The organism is Bradyrhizobium sp. 62 (assembly GCF_023073035.1).
In the GTDB taxonomy this organism is placed as follows: Bacteria; Pseudomonadota; Alphaproteobacteria; order Rhizobiales; family Xanthobacteraceae; genus Bradyrhizobium.
Genome location: NZ_JADPIT010000023.1, coordinates 90,717 through 104,771, shown reverse-complemented (window position 1 = coordinate 104,771; position 14,055 = coordinate 90,717). Strand labels below are relative to the sequence as shown.

At 65.9% G+C, this 14,055-nt stretch carries 15 protein-coding genes; 6 read left to right on the top strand and 9 right to left on the bottom strand.

Annotated features, from left to right (window positions below; translation table 11 throughout):
• Nucleotides 1-3: 3 nt before the first annotated feature.
• The 3 genes from IVB47_RS24075 to IVB47_RS24065 all read left to right on the top strand — a co-directional run bounded on the left by IVB47_RS24075 (nucleotide 4) and on the right by IVB47_RS24065 (nucleotide 1,706).
• On the top strand, nucleotides 4-840 hold the full coding sequence (locus IVB47_RS24075; protein WP_247287690.1) for an ATP-binding cassette domain-containing protein: 837 nt from the start codon (nucleotides 4-6) through the stop codon (nucleotides 838-840).
• A 31-nt stretch (nucleotides 841-871) separates the two neighbouring features.
• On the top strand, nucleotides 872-1,453 hold the full coding sequence (locus tag IVB47_RS24070) for a flavin reductase family protein (RefSeq protein ID WP_247287692.1): 582 nt from the start codon (nucleotides 872-874) through the stop codon (nucleotides 1,451-1,453).
• A gap of 94 nt (nucleotides 1,454-1,547) precedes the next feature.
• Nucleotides 1,548-1,706: a hypothetical protein gene (locus IVB47_RS24065; RefSeq protein ID WP_247465314.1), complete on the top strand. Its 159-nt coding sequence runs from the start codon at nucleotides 1,548-1,550 to the stop codon at nucleotides 1,704-1,706.
• Between the two features lie 30 nt (nucleotides 1,707-1,736).
• Here IVB47_RS24065 and IVB47_RS24060 read toward each other — a convergent pair whose 3' ends face one another.
• The 9 genes from IVB47_RS24060 to IVB47_RS24020 form a co-directional block, all read right to left on the bottom strand.
• Nucleotides 1,737-2,885 (bottom strand): M20 family metallopeptidase, encoded by a 1,149-nt coding sequence (locus IVB47_RS24060; protein WP_247464952.1) that lies wholly within the window; start codon nucleotides 2,883-2,885, stop codon nucleotides 1,737-1,739.
• 216 nt (nucleotides 2,886-3,101) lie between these two features.
• The gene (locus IVB47_RS24055) at nucleotides 3,102-4,487 is read right to left on the bottom strand and encodes a sigma-54 dependent transcriptional regulator (RefSeq protein ID WP_027570432.1); all 1,386 of its coding nucleotides are present in this window, start codon (nucleotides 4,485-4,487) and stop codon (nucleotides 3,102-3,104) included.
• A 24-nt stretch (nucleotides 4,488-4,511) separates the two neighbouring features.
• A complete protein-coding gene (gene fliN / locus IVB47_RS24050; protein ID WP_007596160.1) occupies nucleotides 4,512-4,862 on the bottom strand; it encodes a flagellar motor switch protein FliN in 351 nt (116 codons plus the stop codon).
• 3 nt (nucleotides 4,863-4,865) lie between these two features.
• Complete coding sequence (locus IVB47_RS24045) at nucleotides 4,866-5,486, bottom strand: FliH/SctL family protein (protein ID WP_247464949.1); 621 nt, start codon at nucleotides 5,484-5,486, stop codon at nucleotides 4,866-4,868.
• Nucleotides 5,486-6,577: a flagellar motor switch protein FliG gene (gene fliG, locus IVB47_RS24040; RefSeq protein ID WP_007614076.1), complete on the bottom strand. Its 1,092-nt coding sequence runs from the start codon at nucleotides 6,575-6,577 to the stop codon at nucleotides 5,486-5,488. The genes IVB47_RS24045 and fliG overlap by 1 nt, the downstream gene beginning before the upstream one ends.
• Before the next feature lie 17 nt (nucleotides 6,578-6,594).
• Entirely contained in the window at nucleotides 6,595-8,202 is a 1,608-nt protein-coding gene (gene fliF, locus IVB47_RS24035; protein WP_247464947.1) for a flagellar basal-body MS-ring/collar protein FliF, read from the bottom strand.
• 192 nt (nucleotides 8,203-8,394) lie between these two features.
• Nucleotides 8,395-8,670, bottom strand: a complete 276-nt coding sequence (locus tag IVB47_RS24030) for a DUF1153 domain-containing protein (protein WP_002714638.1) — start codon at nucleotides 8,668-8,670, stop codon at nucleotides 8,395-8,397.
• A gap of 372 nt (nucleotides 8,671-9,042) precedes the next feature.
• Nucleotides 9,043-9,750: a flagellar hook capping FlgD N-terminal domain-containing protein gene (locus tag IVB47_RS24025; protein ID WP_027570434.1), complete on the bottom strand. Its 708-nt coding sequence runs from the start codon at nucleotides 9,748-9,750 to the stop codon at nucleotides 9,043-9,045.
• 13 nt (nucleotides 9,751-9,763) lie between these two features.
• Complete coding sequence (locus IVB47_RS24020) at nucleotides 9,764-11,548, bottom strand: flagellar hook-length control protein FliK (protein WP_247464943.1); 1,785 nt, start codon at nucleotides 11,546-11,548, stop codon at nucleotides 9,764-9,766.
• A 211-nt stretch (nucleotides 11,549-11,759) separates the two neighbouring features.
• On the opposite strand from IVB47_RS24020, the gene mnmA reads away from it, so the two are divergent.
• The 3 genes from mnmA to IVB47_RS24005 are packed head-to-tail and all read left to right on the top strand — an operon-like array spanning nucleotide 11,760 to nucleotide 14,004.
• The gene (gene mnmA, locus IVB47_RS24015; protein WP_247464941.1) at nucleotides 11,760-12,941 is read left to right on the top strand and encodes a tRNA 2-thiouridine(34) synthase MnmA; all 1,182 of its coding nucleotides are present in this window, start codon (nucleotides 11,760-11,762) and stop codon (nucleotides 12,939-12,941) included.
• 21 nt (nucleotides 12,942-12,962) lie between these two features.
• Nucleotides 12,963-13,601 carry a class I SAM-dependent methyltransferase gene (locus tag IVB47_RS24010; RefSeq protein ID WP_247287700.1) on the top strand — a complete coding sequence of 213 codons (639 nt, stop codon included), beginning with the start codon at nucleotides 12,963-12,965 and terminating at the stop codon, nucleotides 13,599-13,601.
• 46 nt (nucleotides 13,602-13,647) lie between these two features.
• Nucleotides 13,648-14,004, top strand: a complete 357-nt coding sequence (locus tag IVB47_RS24005; protein ID WP_027570437.1) for a hypothetical protein — start codon at nucleotides 13,648-13,650, stop codon at nucleotides 14,002-14,004.
• Nucleotides 14,005-14,055: the final 51 nt, after the last annotated feature.

Here is a 14,055-nt window from a genome sequence, read left to right as displayed (position 1 = left end):
CACATGCAGACAGCCCTTCGTACCTCCCTTCCGGATACCGAACTCGCCAGCCGCGCCCATTTCGCGCCTCACGCCCGCGTCGTGCGCGAGGAGCGCCCGGTGCAGACATCTGGCCTGCCGCTCAGCATCCGCGGCTTGCGCAAATCCTACGGCGACAACGAGGTGCTGCGCGGCATCGACCTGCACATCCCCGCCGGCCAGTTCGTCGCGATTGTGGGCAAGAGCGGCTGCGGCAAGAGCACGCTGCTGCGCCTCATCGCGGGCCTGGAGAAGTTCGACGCCGGTAGCATCTCGCTCGGCGACGCCGTGAAGCCCGAGGATATCCGCGTGATGTTCCAGGAGCCGCGGCTGTTGCCTTGGGCCCGCGTTCTCTCCAATGTCGAGGTCGGCCTCGGTCGCGATCGTTCATCCAGTGATGCGCATACACGCGCCGATAAGGCGTTGACCGAAGTCGGACTGACCGACAAGCGCGACCAGTGGCCCTCGGTACTGTCGGGCGGCCAGAAGCAGCGCGTAGCTCTTGCCCGCGCGCTGGTCTCGCGTCCCCGTGTGCTCGCCTTCGACGAGCCGCTTGGCGCGCTGGACGCGTTGACCCGCATCTCGATGCAGCGGTTGCTGGAGCGCGTCTGGCGCGACCAGGGCTTTACCGCGATCCTGGTAACCCACGATGTCGCCGAGGCGGTCGCGCTGGCCGACCGGGTGCTGGTGATCGAGGAAGGGCGGATCGCCCATGACGTCGTGGTTAACACGGCCCGGCCCCGCCAACGCGGCTCGGCCGAGCTCGCGGGTCTCGAAGGCTCGATCCTGAGCCACCTTTTGTCGGCGGACGATCGTACCTAAATAGAGGGAACCCCAGTTCGGGGAGTATGCCATGAATGTAGTGCCCCGCGATCTCATGACTGAAATCCCCGTCTCCTCCGCCGATTTCCGCGGCGCCATGCGCCATCTCACCGGCGGCGTCAGCGTCATCACCGCCGGACGGGGCAAGGACATCACCGGCATGACCGTCACCTCGGTCAGCTCGTTCTCGGTCGATCCGCCGACGCTGATCGTCAGCATCAACCGCGACGCCTCCTCCTTCCCGCTGATCCGTCGCCACGGCGCTTTCGGCGTGAACATCCTCGCGGCCGATCAGCTCGACATCGCCGAGCGCTTTGCCGGCAAGGGCGGGATCAAGGGTGCCGATCGTTTCGCGGGCGCCAGATGGGTGACGGCGGTCTCGGGTGTTCCGCTGCTGGTCGGCGCATTGTCCGCCGTCGATTGCGAAGTCGAGGAGATCTTCGAGCGCCATTCGCACGGCATCGTCATCGGGCGGGTGCGAGACGTCAGGAATTCGACCCGCAATGCTGCGCTGGCCTATTGGCACGGCCAGTACGTGGCGGTGGATCAGGACGAAGACGCACTCCGGCTTGCGGACGTCAGCGTTCCCACCCAGGTCCGGCGCGGCGTTTGATCGCCGCGGCCACAGGCCGTGCAGGCTGGCCTTTTCCCCGTCATCGCTCTAGAAGCGCTGCCTGAGCCTCCCGCCGGGACAGCAATGGAGCGCAATGATGAAACGCGTCGCGACCTGGTCTTTCTATGCGGTCGGCGCGCTCGCGATCGCCTATCTCGCGCTCTATGCCTATGCGATGTTCAGCGGCCATCCGATCGTGCCGGGCGACCCCATCCAGATATTCCGCAGGCCGGATGCGCCGAGCTATTCGTGAGGTTTTCGCGGGCGGGCGCGGCACCTGTTTTCACCCCCGCAGGATCGCCAGCGCCAGCGCCTGCGCGCGCGGCACGATGCTGTCGAGCTCGAGATATTCCTCCGGCGTGTGCGCGAGCCCGCCGACCGGGCCTAGTCCGCAGATGGTCGGCGTTCCGACCGCGGCGGTGAAGCCGGAATCGGCGCAGCCGCCGGAGAACTCGCCTTCGAGCGTGGTGAGGCCGGCCTGCTTTGCGGCGGCCTGATAGTTCTCGAACAACGCCTTTGAATCGGCGCTCTGCACCACCGGCACGAACTCGCCCTTGACCGTCAGCGTCGCGCTGGTGCCGGGCACGTAAGGTGTCGCGATGATGGTCTCGATCGCGGCCATCACCCTCGCGCGGTCCGCCGGATCGACGTAGCGCAGGTCGATCTGCCCTTCAGCGTAAGGCGCGGTCGTGTTGACGGATTGCCCGCCCGAGACAAGGCCGACATTGAGCGTGATGCCCTTGTCGAGATCAGTCAGCGCGTGGATATGCACGATCTTGTGCGCGAGCTCGCCGATTGCGCTGACGCCGGCGGCGAAATTGGCGCCGGAATGCGCGGCTTTGCCGATGATGGCGAAATGCATGAAGATGCCGCCCTTGCGGCCGGTGACGATATTGCCGGTCGGACGGCCCGGCTCGGAATTGAACACGGCGCGCGCGGCGCGTCCTTCGCGCTCGATCACCGGCCGTGAGGAGGGCGAGCCGATCTCCTCGTCCGAGGTGATCAGCAGCTTGATCGGGTGCGGATTGCCGCCGAATTTGTGGAAGGCAGTTGCCACGAATATGTTCATGACGACGCCGGACTTCATGTCCGCAACACCAGGACCATAGGCGCGCTTGTCTTGAATCGTGAACGGACGCCGCGCGGCCTCGCCTTTGCCGAACACGGTGTCGCGATGTCCCATCAACAGCACCGGCTTCTCGTTGCTGCCGGGCTTTGCCACCTCGGCGTGGATCGCATCGCCGAAAGTGCCGTGGCTTTCGCGCCGGAACGGAATGCCATGCTCGGCAAAATGCCGCTCGAACCGCGCCCCGACCGCATCGACGCCTTCCTTGTCATAGGATCCGGAATCGATGTTCACGACATCGCGCAGCAGGTCGATCATCGCCTGCCGCTGCGTCGCCAGCCAGTCCGTGATTTGATCTTGAGACATGTTGATCCTCGCGTGGTTCTCACGCGGGTTTATAGGGCCTTGCGGGGGCCTGACCTAGTCGCCGGATGCGGTGCGGCCATGCTGCGGTTCAAGGCGGGATATCTCTCCACCTTCGCCGGGACGACACTGGGGCGTGGCGCGCGGTGACGTTCTATCTCAAACAAAAATGCCCGGGACTGGGCCCGGGCATTCGCATTCTCTCAATCGGCGTGGATCTTACGCCCCCACCATCGGCATGCGCGGATACTCGCCCGGGGTGCCGGCTGGCGTGATCGGAATGCCGCCGTCGGAATATTCGTTGAGCTTGTTGCGCAGCGTCCGGATCGAGATGCCCAGGATATTGGCGGCATGGGTCCGGTTGCCGAGGCAGTGCTTCAGCGTCTCCAGGATCAGGTCGCGCTCCACATCGGCGACGGTGCGGCCGACCAGAGCCCGCGTCACCTGCTCGGCGGCCATGGTGGCATGCGCCACGGCCGGCACGGTCTTGGCGAGGTCGAGGCGGTCGCCGTCGGGCGTGAGGATCGCATCGGCGCCGATCTCGTCGCCCTGCGCCATCAGGACCGAGCGGTGCATGGTGTTTTCGAGCTCGCGGACGTTGCCCTGCCAGCGGTTGGTGGAGAGCACGCGGCGCGCTTCCGCCGAGATCGGGCGCATCGGCACGCCGTTCGCTTCGGCGTATTTCTTCACGAAGTGCTGGGCGAGCTCGAGAATGTCGAGGGGACGCTCGCGCAGCGGCGGGATCTTCAGATTCACGACGTTGAGCCGGAACAAGAGGTCCTCGCGGAACGTGCCCTCGCGCACGGCCTCGACCAGGTTGCGGTTCGAGGTCGCGATGATGCGGATGTCCACCGGGACCGGCTTGGTGCCGCCGACGCGGTCGATCACGCGCTCCTGGATGGCGCGGAGCAGTTTCGATTGCAGGCGGACGTCCATCTCCGAGATTTCGTCGAGCAGCAGCGTGCCGCCGGTCGCCTCCTCGAACTTGCCGATGCGGCGGGCGATCGCCCCGGTGAAGGCGCCCTTCTCGTGGCCGAACAGCTCGGACTCCAGCAGATGCTCGGGGATCGCGGCGCAGTTGATCGAGATGAACGGGCGCTTGGCGCGTCCCGAGCGGGTGTGGACGTAGCGAGCCAGCACTTCCTTGCCTGTCCCGGATTCGCCGGTGATCATCACCGAGGCGTCCGAGCCCGCGATCTGCTGCGCGAGCTTGATCACCTTGGCCATTGCCTCGTCGCGATAGACCAGCTCGCGGGAATCGTTGGCGACGGCAGCCAGCACCGCTGCGATTAGTTCCGGGTCCGGCGGCAGCGGGATGTATTCCTTGGCGCCGGCATGGATCGCGGCAACCGCGGCGCGGGCGTCGTTGGTGATGCCGCAGGCGACGATCGGGGCGTGGATGTGCTCGGCCTCCAGACGCATCACGAGGTCGCGGATGTCGAGGGCGACGTCCACCAGCAGCAGGTCGGCGCCCTTGCCGCCGCGCAGCACGCGCATCGCCTGTTCGTTATCCTCGGCGTGGGTCACGGTGGCGCCGTTCGCCATCGCGATCTTGGTGGCGGTGGTGAGCTGGCCCTTCAATGTGCCAACGATGAGAAGCCGCATGTCAGTCTCCTGTCCGTCGTCGCTTTAGGCGCGTTCAGTCTTGATGATTTCAGTCATGGTCACGCCGAGCTTGTCCTCCACCAGGACGACTTCGCCGCGGGCGACCAGCTTGTTGTTGACGTAGATGTCGATGGCCTCGCCGACGCGCCGGTCGAGCTCGAGCACGGTCCCCGGTCCGAGCTTCAACAGCTCGCTGACGTCCATCTTGGAGCGGCCGAGCACGGCCGAGACCTGCACCGGCACGTCGAATACGGCCTCGAGGTCGGCGGCGGCGCGCGTCGCGTATTCGTCTTCGTTGTAGCCGACGTCGGTGCCGGTAGGCGGCATCGGGCCGTTGAGATCGGGCAGCGGGACCTGTCCGTCAGTGTCGCTCATGATTTAACTCCCCCTGCGGGACGCAACGTAGCGCCCCACCATTTCGTCGATCTTGGCCGCGATGGCGGCGCGCTCCAGCACGACGCCGCCATCGGCCCATTCGATCCGGCAGTCGCCGGTGGCAATCTCGGGCTCGGCCAGAATCACCAGCCGGCCTTCAAAGCCGTTCTGCTTGGCCAGCCGCTCGATGTTCTCGCGCGCGGCGTCGTAGAGTGCGTCGTTGATGCGGACGACGAGATGCGGCGTCGCGACCAGATGCGAGAAGCAGTCCTTGACCAGCGCGACGATCTCGCCGAGCGGCTCGGCGGCGACCAGATCGGCGCACAGCTTGCGCGCCACCGCGACCGCGACGTCGACCGCCTCGGTCTCCATCTTGGATTCGATGTTGCCGATGCCCGAGGCGATGCCCCGGATGGCGATGTTGATCTCTTCCATGGCAAGCGCGACACGGCGGTCGCTCTCGGCTTTGGCCTCGTGCTGGCCAGCGGCGAAGCCGTCCTGATAGGCGCGCGCCTCGGCTTCCGCGACCTTCTGGGCGATCTCGGCCGCGGTTGCGGCCTTCTCGCGCGTCCGGTCGGGCGCTGCGAAGTCGTTGTCGAACAGGAATTTTGCCGGAGCGGCCATCAGTACACCAGCTCGTCGTCGGCGCGGTTCTTGGTCAGCATGATCTCGCCCTTGGCGGCGAGGTCCTTGGCGAGGTTGACCAGCAACGCCTGGGCCTCGTCGACGTCGCGCAGGCGGACCGGACCCATCGCCGCCATGTCGTCCTGGAGCATTTTGGCCGCACGAGAAGACATGTTGCCGAAGAAGAAGTTGCGGACGTCCTCGTTGGCGCTCTTGAGCGCGACGCCGAGCTTGTCCTTGTCGACGTTGCGCATGAGGGTCTGGGCGGAGCCGGAATCCAGCTTCACGAGGTCGTCGAAGGTGAACATCAGCGCCTTGATGCGCTCGGCCGATTCGCGGTTGTCTTCTTCCAGCGAGGTGATGAAGCGGGTTTCGGTCTGGCGGTCGAAATTGTTGAAGATTTCCGCCATCACCTCGTGCGCGTCGCGTCGGCGGGTCTGGGACAGATTGGACATGAATTCGGTCCGCAGCGTCTTCTCCACGCTCTCGATCACCTCCTTCTGCACCGCCTCCATCTTCAGCATGCGGTTGACGACGTCGAGCGCCAGATCCTCGGGGAAGATGCCGAGCACGCGGGCGGCGTGTTCCGGCTTCAGCTTCGACAGCACCACCGCGATGGTCTGCGGATATTCGTTCTTGAGATAGTTGGCGAGCACCTCTTCCTGCACGTTGGAGAGCTTCTCCCACATGTTACGGCCGGCGGGGCCGCGGATTTCGTCCATGATGCCGTTGACGCGCTCGGGGGCCAGGTATTGCTGGAGCAGCCGCTCGGTGGCATCGAAATTGCCCATCAGCGCGCCGGAGGCCGACATCCGCGAGACGAACTCGAGCAGCATGTCCTCCACCGTGTCGACCTCGACGGTGCCGAGCGTCGACATCTCCAGGGAGAGCTGGCGCACCTCGTCGTCGTCGAGCAAGCCCCAGATCTTGCCGCCATATTGCTCGCCGAGCGCCAGCATCAGGATCGCGGCGCGCTTCGGCCCCGGTACTGCTTCGGTCTTGGCACCCGCGCGGCCGACGGCACGCTGACCGAGCGTGGAGATCACGCTGGTGATGTCGTTGGAATTGGCGTTTTGCAGGGCAGCGGCCATGTCAGATCACTTCTCGATTATTTCGCGGGTTCGGTCAGCCATTGGCGGATGATGGCGACCGTCTCGTTGGGATTGCGCTCGGCGAGTTCGCCGACGCGATGGACGGATTGGGCATGGACCTGGCCCTGGACGGTGGCGACGTCGATCGCGCTCGCAGCGCCGCTCGGCAGGAGCGGCTGGTTGGCGGGGGCGGCCTCGTCGCTCGCCGGACCGGTGAGGACGCCGGAGATGGCGGCTGCGACTTCGTCCGATGCCAGGATGCGCTTGACCAGCGGCCGGATCACCAGGAACAGCACGACCAGGCCGAGCAGCATCATCACGCCAAGCTCGACGAAGTACATGACGTCGTCCTTGGTAAACTGGAGCATGCCGAGCAAGCCGCTCGGCTCCGCGATCGGGGTGGTGGAGGGGGCGTCGGCAAAGCGCAGATTGACGACCTCGACCTGGTCGCCGCGCTTCTGGTCGAAGCCGATCGCCGAGCGCACCAGCGTGGCGATGCGGTCGAGCTGCTCCTTGGTGCGATCCTGGTAGGCCAGATCGCCCTTGTCGTTCTTGGAGTAGATGCCGTCGACCAGCACCGCGACCGAGATGCGGTTGACCCGGCCGGCCTCGGTCACCTCGGTCTTGGTGGTGCGGGAGATCTCGTAATTGTTGGTCTCTTCGCTCTTCTTGCTCTGGTCCTTGGCCGCGACGCCGCCGTTCTGCTGGTTGCCGGGCAACTCGTTGTTGACGGTGACCTGGCCGTTGTTGTCGGCGGTCATGCTCTGCTCTTCGCGGGTCTGGCTCGAGCGCAGCACGCGGCCTTCGGGGTCGTACTTGTCCGAGGTCTGGGTGATCTTGTTGAAGTCGAAATCGGCGGAGAGCTGGACCCGGGCGCGTCCCGTCCCCACCACGGAGGAGACGATGTCCTCGACCTGCTTGCGCATCCGCTTCTCGAAGGCGGTGCGGCGCTCGTCGCCAATCTGCTGGTCCGGATCGGTCTGGGCGCCGTCGGCGAGCAGCTGCCCGGTCTCGTCGACGATCGAGACCCGCTGCGGCTTCAGCCCGTTCACGGCCGAGGCCACGAGGTGGCGGATGGCGCGGATCTGCTGGGCTTCCAGCGCACCGCGGACCCGAACCACGATCGAGGCCGACGGCTCCGGCGCCTCGCGCGAGAACAGCGGGCGCTCGGGCAGCACCAAATGGACGCGGGCGGCCTGGATGCGGTCGATGGCGCGGATGGTGCGGGCGAGCTCGCCTTCCAGCGCGCGGAGATGGTTGATGTTCTGGACGAAGGAGGTGGTGCCGAGCGCATCCGACTTGTCGAAGACCTCGTAGCCGACGCCGCCGCCCTTGGGCAGGCCGCCCTCGGCGAGCTTCATCCGCAGGCGGGTGACCTTGTCCTTGGGCACCATGATGATGGTGCCCTCGTTGCGCAGCTCGAACTGGATACCCTGGCGCTCCAGGTCCTTGATGATGCCCGAGGAGTCCTCGACGCTGAGGTCGGTGAACAGCGTCGTCATCTGCGGCGTGGTGACGCGCATGATGACGAACGCAAAGAAGCCGACGAGCGCGGCGGTGACCGCGATCATCGCCCCGAACCGGGCGGCTCCAATACCCTTCAGAAAGTCCGCAAGACCTTGCAAGCAACCGCCCCGACAGATTCGGCTGCTTTCACAGGAAAGGCCGACTGGGCAATTATTGCCTAGGTGATGGTTTCGATATGGTTAACGAAGGTTAAGAGCTGCGACAAAAGTCGCGCCAAAACGCAACATGAAAAAAATCGGCCTCGCAACGCGAGGCCGATTTTCGTCAAAAGCCGCAGATTTCCGGATTGCCTACTGGCGATATTGTTGGATACGGGTGGTGCGAAGTCCCGCCAGACCATGCTGGTCGATCGAAAACTGCCAGGAGAGGAATTCGTCAACCGTCAGGGTATAACGGCTGCAGGCCTCCTCAAGGGAGAGAAGACCGCCACGGACTGCGGCGACGACCTCGGCCTTGCGGCGGATGACCCAGCGTTTGGTGCCGGGTGCAGGCAGATCCGCAATCGTCAACGGACTACCGTCCGGCCCGATGACGTATTTTACCCTCGGGCGATGGGGTTCTGTCATGGCGTACTCACAAACTCTCAACCACTGAACTCACTCAGGAACCCTACGCGCGCCGGCTTAAAAATCCGCTAAGCCTAAGGCTTCAATACAATTCTCGTTGAAAATGGCTGGAACGCAGCCGTCTCGACCGACGGGACGGTGCGTCCAGGCGGGCCGAGGGGGGTGTTCGTAAATACTTTACTAACGAACGAGGCCTGCGCGCGACGCTGCAAGGCCCCAATTGTCGTCCTGGCGAACGCCAGGACCCATTACCCCAGGGAGGAGTTGCTACGACGACTCGAGGTCAGGTCCTCGCGTCAAAACGACTTGCGGTGGTTATGGGTCCTGGCTTTCGCCGGACGACACCGAATATTCAGTCGCGACATTCCGCCTTTAATTGCTGGCCGTCGCGATGATGCTCTTGACCTGGCTCAGGGTGTAGCTGGAGCCGTCGATGGTCAGCAGCGGCGGCGACTGGGTCAGGTCGACGGACGACACCGTGCCCTGCACCTGCGCGGCGATGCCGACATTGTTGTTGGCGACATCCTTGCCCGTGGCCGAGATCGTGTACTTGCCGTCGGGCCATTGCGTGCCGTCATTGCCCATTCCGTTCCAGGTGAACGGAACGTCGGTGCCCGCGCCGGCGGTGTATTTGCCGGTGAACACGGTCTGGCCGCTGGCATTGGCGATGGTGATGTCGACGGTGGCGTCGCTCGGCACGTTGAGATGCCAGGTCGCTGACGAATTCGTCATGGTCCCGGTGGTGCCGTCGACCAGGGCGGTCTTGCCGACGAAGCCGAGCGCCTGGGTCGCCTGCGTGGTCTGTTGCAGGGTGACGAGCTGGGACAGCGAGTCGTTGGTCTTGAGCTGCTGCTCGACGCCGGCGAACTGCACCAGCTGCTGGGTGAACTGGTTGGTGTCGAGTGGATCGAGCGGGTTCTGGTTCTGCAGCTGCGTCGTCAGCAGCGTCAGGAAGGTCTGGAAGTTGCCAGCGAGCGTCGCGCCGGTGGTCGAGCCCAGGCCGGGGTTCGACGAGGATTTCGGCAGGTCCGTCGTGCCCGAGACGACGGATGGGGCAGTGGCGGCATTCGTGGTGGTCATGATCGAATACTCCTCACACTCTGATGTCGACGCCGCTGCTCGATCCGAGCATGCGGCCGTAGCTGCGCCCGACCGGGGCCGCGGGAACTGCGTCCTCGTCGCTGACGATCAGCCGGCGGGCATTGCCGCCATTGTCGTTGTTCTGGCCGGAGTGCTGGCCCGATGAATTCTGGTCGCGCAGGCTGAAGGACAGCCCGTTGCTGCCGGTCTTGAGGCCGGCATCGTCGAGCGCGCGCTGCAATTGCGGCGCGTCCTGCCGCAGCATCTGCAGCGTCTCCGGCTTCTCGACGGTGAGATGCGAGGTGACCTGGCCGTTGCGGTCGACATTGATGCGGACGTCGATGCGGCCGAGGTCGAGCGGATCGAGGCTGATGTCGAACCGGGTCTTGCCCGCGCGTGCGGCGGCGGCAATTTCGATCGGCACGCCGCTGATCGGTATGGCATTGGCATTCGCCGCGGTCGCCGTGAGCGTCGCGGTCGAAGCGGTCGCGGCCGAAGTGGTATTGGTCAGCGGCGCTTGGATGGCGGAGGCCGCCTGCGCGCTGGCGTCGGTGGTGGGGATAGCGGCCTGCGTGCCCGCATGGGCATGCGGTGTTGCCGTCGCCGGTGCGGCATCGGCGGTGCGGTCGGAAGTCCCAGCCTTGGTGTCGGCCGCGTTCGCGTCGATCGGTGGCTTGTCGGCTTGCGGATGCGCCGTGGTGGCGGACGCTGCCGTCGCCGAGGTCTGCGCGGCGTTCGCCTTGCCGGTGTCCTGGCCGATATTGGAGACGTCGCTCGCGCCTTGCGCAGTGGCTGCGGCCTTGAACGAGGTTTTTGGCGTGCCCTGGTCGACGGCGGCGATCAGGCCGCCATTGGTCTTGGCATCGGTCGCGGTCGAATCGGTCGTGCCGGTCGCGGCATCGGCCAGCGTCGCCGAAGTGTCGGCATCGACCTTGGCGCTTGCGGTCTTGGCGCTCTTGTCGCCCGGCGTCGCGGTATCGGTCTTGGTGCCGGCGATCTGCGCTGCGATGGATGCGCTGGCGGCGATGCCGGCGGCGGCAATCGTCAGCGGCGAGGAGGCGGGGCCGGCGGCCTGGTTCGCGGTCGCGTTGGGATCGACCGGCACGGCCACCACGAGTGCATTCGGATCGGGCACGGCGGCCTGCGTCGCGTCAATCTGCGCGGCGGCGGCGGTATCGACGGCAGCGGCGAGGCCATCGGTGCCGTCGGCCTTGTCCGCTTTGGTCTCGTCGGACTTGTCGGCAGACTTGTCGGCCGATTTGGCGTCGGACGCCTTTGGCTTTTCCTTGGTCTTGCTATCAGCCTTGGCCGCATCGGCCGTCGAGTCGTTCTTGGCGTCGCTCTTGGCGTCGCTCTTGGCGTCGTTTTTGGCGGACGCGGAATTGTCGGCGTCGTCGCTGGCCTTGCTCTGCGAGGACTGGTCGCTCGCCGCGCGATCGCGCGGGCTCTTGTCCGAGGCGGAGGACGATGAATCGGGCCGCCGCGGGGTGTCCTGTGCGGAGGACGCCGCGCTGTCGTTGATCGCCTGGGTGTTGCTGTCCACCAGCGAGCCGAAGGAATCGTTGGCGGAGCTGTCTTTCGGGGCTTGCGACCGGGCAGGCTTTTGCTGCGCGCTCTGCACTTGCACGCTTGCCGCTACATCTGACGTACGACCGACCACAGGCATCCCCTTGGAAACATCTTCGCCATGAAAGGTAGCAAGGAGCGGGCCATCCTTGCGCGATGACGTTTTATCGATACAAATCAATATCTTGGCGAATTGGCGCCTCCGCCGCGAGGCCTCTCGAAGCCCCGCCATTTCTGCCTCCCCGGCAAGAATTGCCGTAAACCATGCGGGGTCCGTGATTGCTTCACCGGAAGGCCGCCTATATTAAAGAGACAGCTCTCAGCCGCTTTCGACCGGGCAGGCCGCGCCATTCGGGAACTCTCAGTTCCCGCGGGTCGCCGTTGTCCCGCCGGAAGCACCCAGCGGATCGCCCAACGCCGCCGTCCACAACGCTTTAAGGCCCATGCTCAACAGTCTGGATCTCGAAGGCCGTCCTGAGGATACCAGGGTCGTCGTTGCCATGTCGGGCGGCGTCGATTCATCGACGACGGCTGCGCTCTTGAAGGCGGAGGGCTACGACGTCGTCGGCATCACGCTGCAGCTCTACGACCACGGCGCGGCCACCCATCGCAAGGGCGCCTGCTGCGCCGGCCAGGACATCCACGACGCCCGCGACGTTGCCGCCAAGCTGGGCATTCCCCATTACGTGCTCGACTACGAGGACCGCTTTCGCGAGTCCGTCATCGACAATTTCGCCGACAGCTACGCGCTCGGCGAGACGCCGGTGCCGTGCATCGAGTGCAACCGCTCGGTCAAGTTTCGCGACCTCTTGAAGACCGCGCGCGAACTCGGCGCCACCGCGCTCGCCACCGGCCATTACGTCGCCTCGCGCCGCCGCGCCGACGGCTCGCGCGCGCTGGTGTGTGCCGCCGACGCCGATCGCGACCAGAGCTACTTCCTGTTCGCGACCACGCAGGAGCAGCTCGATTATCTGCGCTTTCCGCTCGGCGACATGACCAAGCCCGAGACGCGAGAGCTGGCGCGGCGCTTCGGTCTCGCGGTTGCCGACAAGCACGACAGCCAGGACATCTGCTTCGTGCCCACCGGCCGCTACACCGACATCATCACCCGCCTGCGGCCGAACGCGATGGACCCCGGCGACATCGTCGATCTCGACGGCCGCGTGCTCGGCCGGCACAACGGCATCGCCAATTTCACCATCGGCCAGCGCCGCGGCCTCGGCATCGCAGCCGCCGCGCCGCTGTTCGTGGTGCGGCTGGAGGCCGCCAACCGCCGCGTCGTCGTCGGCCCGCGCGAGGCGCTGAAGATGCACCGCATCGTGTTGCGCGACGTCAACTGGATCGGCGATGGCGACATCGACCGCGCCATCGGCAATGGCCTCGAAATGTTCGTGCGCGTGCGTTCGACCCGCGCGCCCCAGCCGGCGTGGCTGCGCGGCGCGAACGGCCATTACGAGGTCGAGCTCGTCGCCGGCGAAGAGGGCGTTTCGCCGGGACAGGCCTGCGTGTTTTACGACGCAGCCAGTGGTCAGGCCCGCGTGCTCGGCGGCGGCTTCATTCAAAGCGCCGCCGCGAAGGCCGCAAGCAGCACGACGAGGCCGCTCGCAGAAGCGGTCCGCGGCTAAAAAAATATATAGGGCAGGGGCATGGCAGCAGACATCTCGCGGGCCGGGGTCGAGAAGGCCTATGGCCGCTGGGCGCCGGTCTATGATCTCGTGTTCGGCAAGGTGTTCGACGCCGGAAGGCAGTCGACCATCGCCGAGGCCGACCGCATCGGCGGCCGCATCCTCGACGTCGGCGTCGGCACCGGCCTCTCGCTGTCGGATTACGCGCGCACCACAAAAATCTGCGGCGTCGACATCTCCGAGCCGATGCTGCGCAAGGCGCAATCGCGCGTGCGGAGCTTGCGGCTGTCCAATGTCGAGGTGCTCTCGGTGATGGACGCGAAGAACCTCGCCTTCCCCGAAAACTTCTTCGACGCGGTGGTCGCGCAATACGTCATCACCGCGGTGCCCGATCCCGAAGGCACGCTCGACGAGTTCGTGCGCGTCTTGAAGCCCGGCGGCGAGCTGATCCTGGTCAACCACATCGGCGCGGAAAAGGGTTTTCGCAAACTCTCCGAGCTCGCGTTTGCGCCCCTGGCTCGCCGTCTCGGCTGGCGCCCGGAGTTTCCGTGGGCCCGCCTGGTCGACTGGGCCGCAAAACACGGCGGCGTCACGCTGGCCGAGCGCCGCCCGATGCCGCCGATGGGGCATTTTTCGCTGATCCGCTACCTCAAATCGTAATGTTCGGGGGTGGGAACAGGGCGTACGCCCCGCGCGTTTCCCTCCCATGCGCACCACATCAAACATCATTCTGGCCAGCCTCCTGATCGCCGCCTCCGGCAGCGCGATCGCGCAGGCCCCGCCCGCCCCGGCGACGCCGCCGCAACAAACCGCGCCGCCATCCCCGCAGCACGCCACCGGTTGTACGCCGCAGGACCGGCCGAACCGCTCAACCGACGGCACCACCACCGGCCAGTCCCGGGAACCGCTCGGCGACAAATTGGCAAAATCGGACGGCGTGCTCTGCCCGCCCTCAGGCGTCGACCCCGAGATGCACGCCCCGGCGCCCAGCACGAACGGCGCCATGCCGGTCATCCCGCCGCCCGGCAGCCCCGGCGGCGACCCGACGGTACGGCCGAAATAGCTGTCGCGCCGAAGCCTTGGCGTAGGCGGAGCCTGTTCCGCATCCCAATCT

Bases quoted from the DNA above. Each gene is read 5' to 3' on its own strand.
- IVB47_RS24075 (WP_247287690.1), top strand. From the start codon at position 4: ATGCAGACAGCCCTTCGTACCTCCCTTCCGGATACCGAACTCGCCAGC.
- IVB47_RS24070 (WP_247287692.1), top strand. From the start codon at position 872: ATGAATGTAGTGCCCCGCGATCTCATGACTGAAATCCCCGTCTCCTCC.
- IVB47_RS24065 (WP_247465314.1), top strand. From the start codon at position 1,548: ATGATGAAACGCGTCGCGACCTGGTCTTTCTATGCGGTCGGCGCGCTC.
- IVB47_RS24060 (WP_247464952.1), bottom strand. From the start codon at position 2,885: ATGTCTCAAGATCAAATCACGGACTGGCTGGCGACGCAGCGGCAGGCG.
- IVB47_RS24055 (WP_027570432.1), bottom strand. From the start codon at position 4,487: ATGCGGCTTCTCATCGTTGGCACATTGAAGGGCCAGCTCACCACCGCC.
- fliN (WP_007596160.1), bottom strand. From the start codon at position 4,862: ATGAGCGACACTGACGGACAGGTCCCGCTGCCCGATCTCAACGGCCCG.
- IVB47_RS24045 (WP_247464949.1), bottom strand. From the start codon at position 5,486: ATGGCCGCTCCGGCAAAATTCCTGTTCGACAACGACTTCGCAGCGCCC.
- fliG (WP_007614076.1), bottom strand. From the start codon at position 6,577: ATGGCCGCTGCCCTGCAAAACGCCAATTCCAACGACATCACCAGCGTG.
- IVB47_RS24030 (WP_002714638.1), bottom strand. From the start codon at position 8,670: ATGACAGAACCCCATCGCCCGAGGGTAAAATACGTCATCGGGCCGGAC.
- IVB47_RS24025 (WP_027570434.1), bottom strand. From the start codon at position 9,750: ATGACCACCACGAATGCCGCCACTGCCCCATCCGTCGTCTCGGGCACG.
- IVB47_RS24020 (WP_247464943.1), bottom strand. From the start codon at position 11,548: ATGGCGGGGCTTCGAGAGGCCTCGCGGCGGAGGCGCCAATTCGCCAAG.
- mnmA (WP_247464941.1), top strand. From the start codon at position 11,760: ATGCTCAACAGTCTGGATCTCGAAGGCCGTCCTGAGGATACCAGGGTC.
- IVB47_RS24010 (WP_247287700.1), top strand. From the start codon at position 12,963: ATGGCAGCAGACATCTCGCGGGCCGGGGTCGAGAAGGCCTATGGCCGC.
- IVB47_RS24005 (WP_027570437.1), top strand. From the start codon at position 13,648: ATGCGCACCACATCAAACATCATTCTGGCCAGCCTCCTGATCGCCGCC.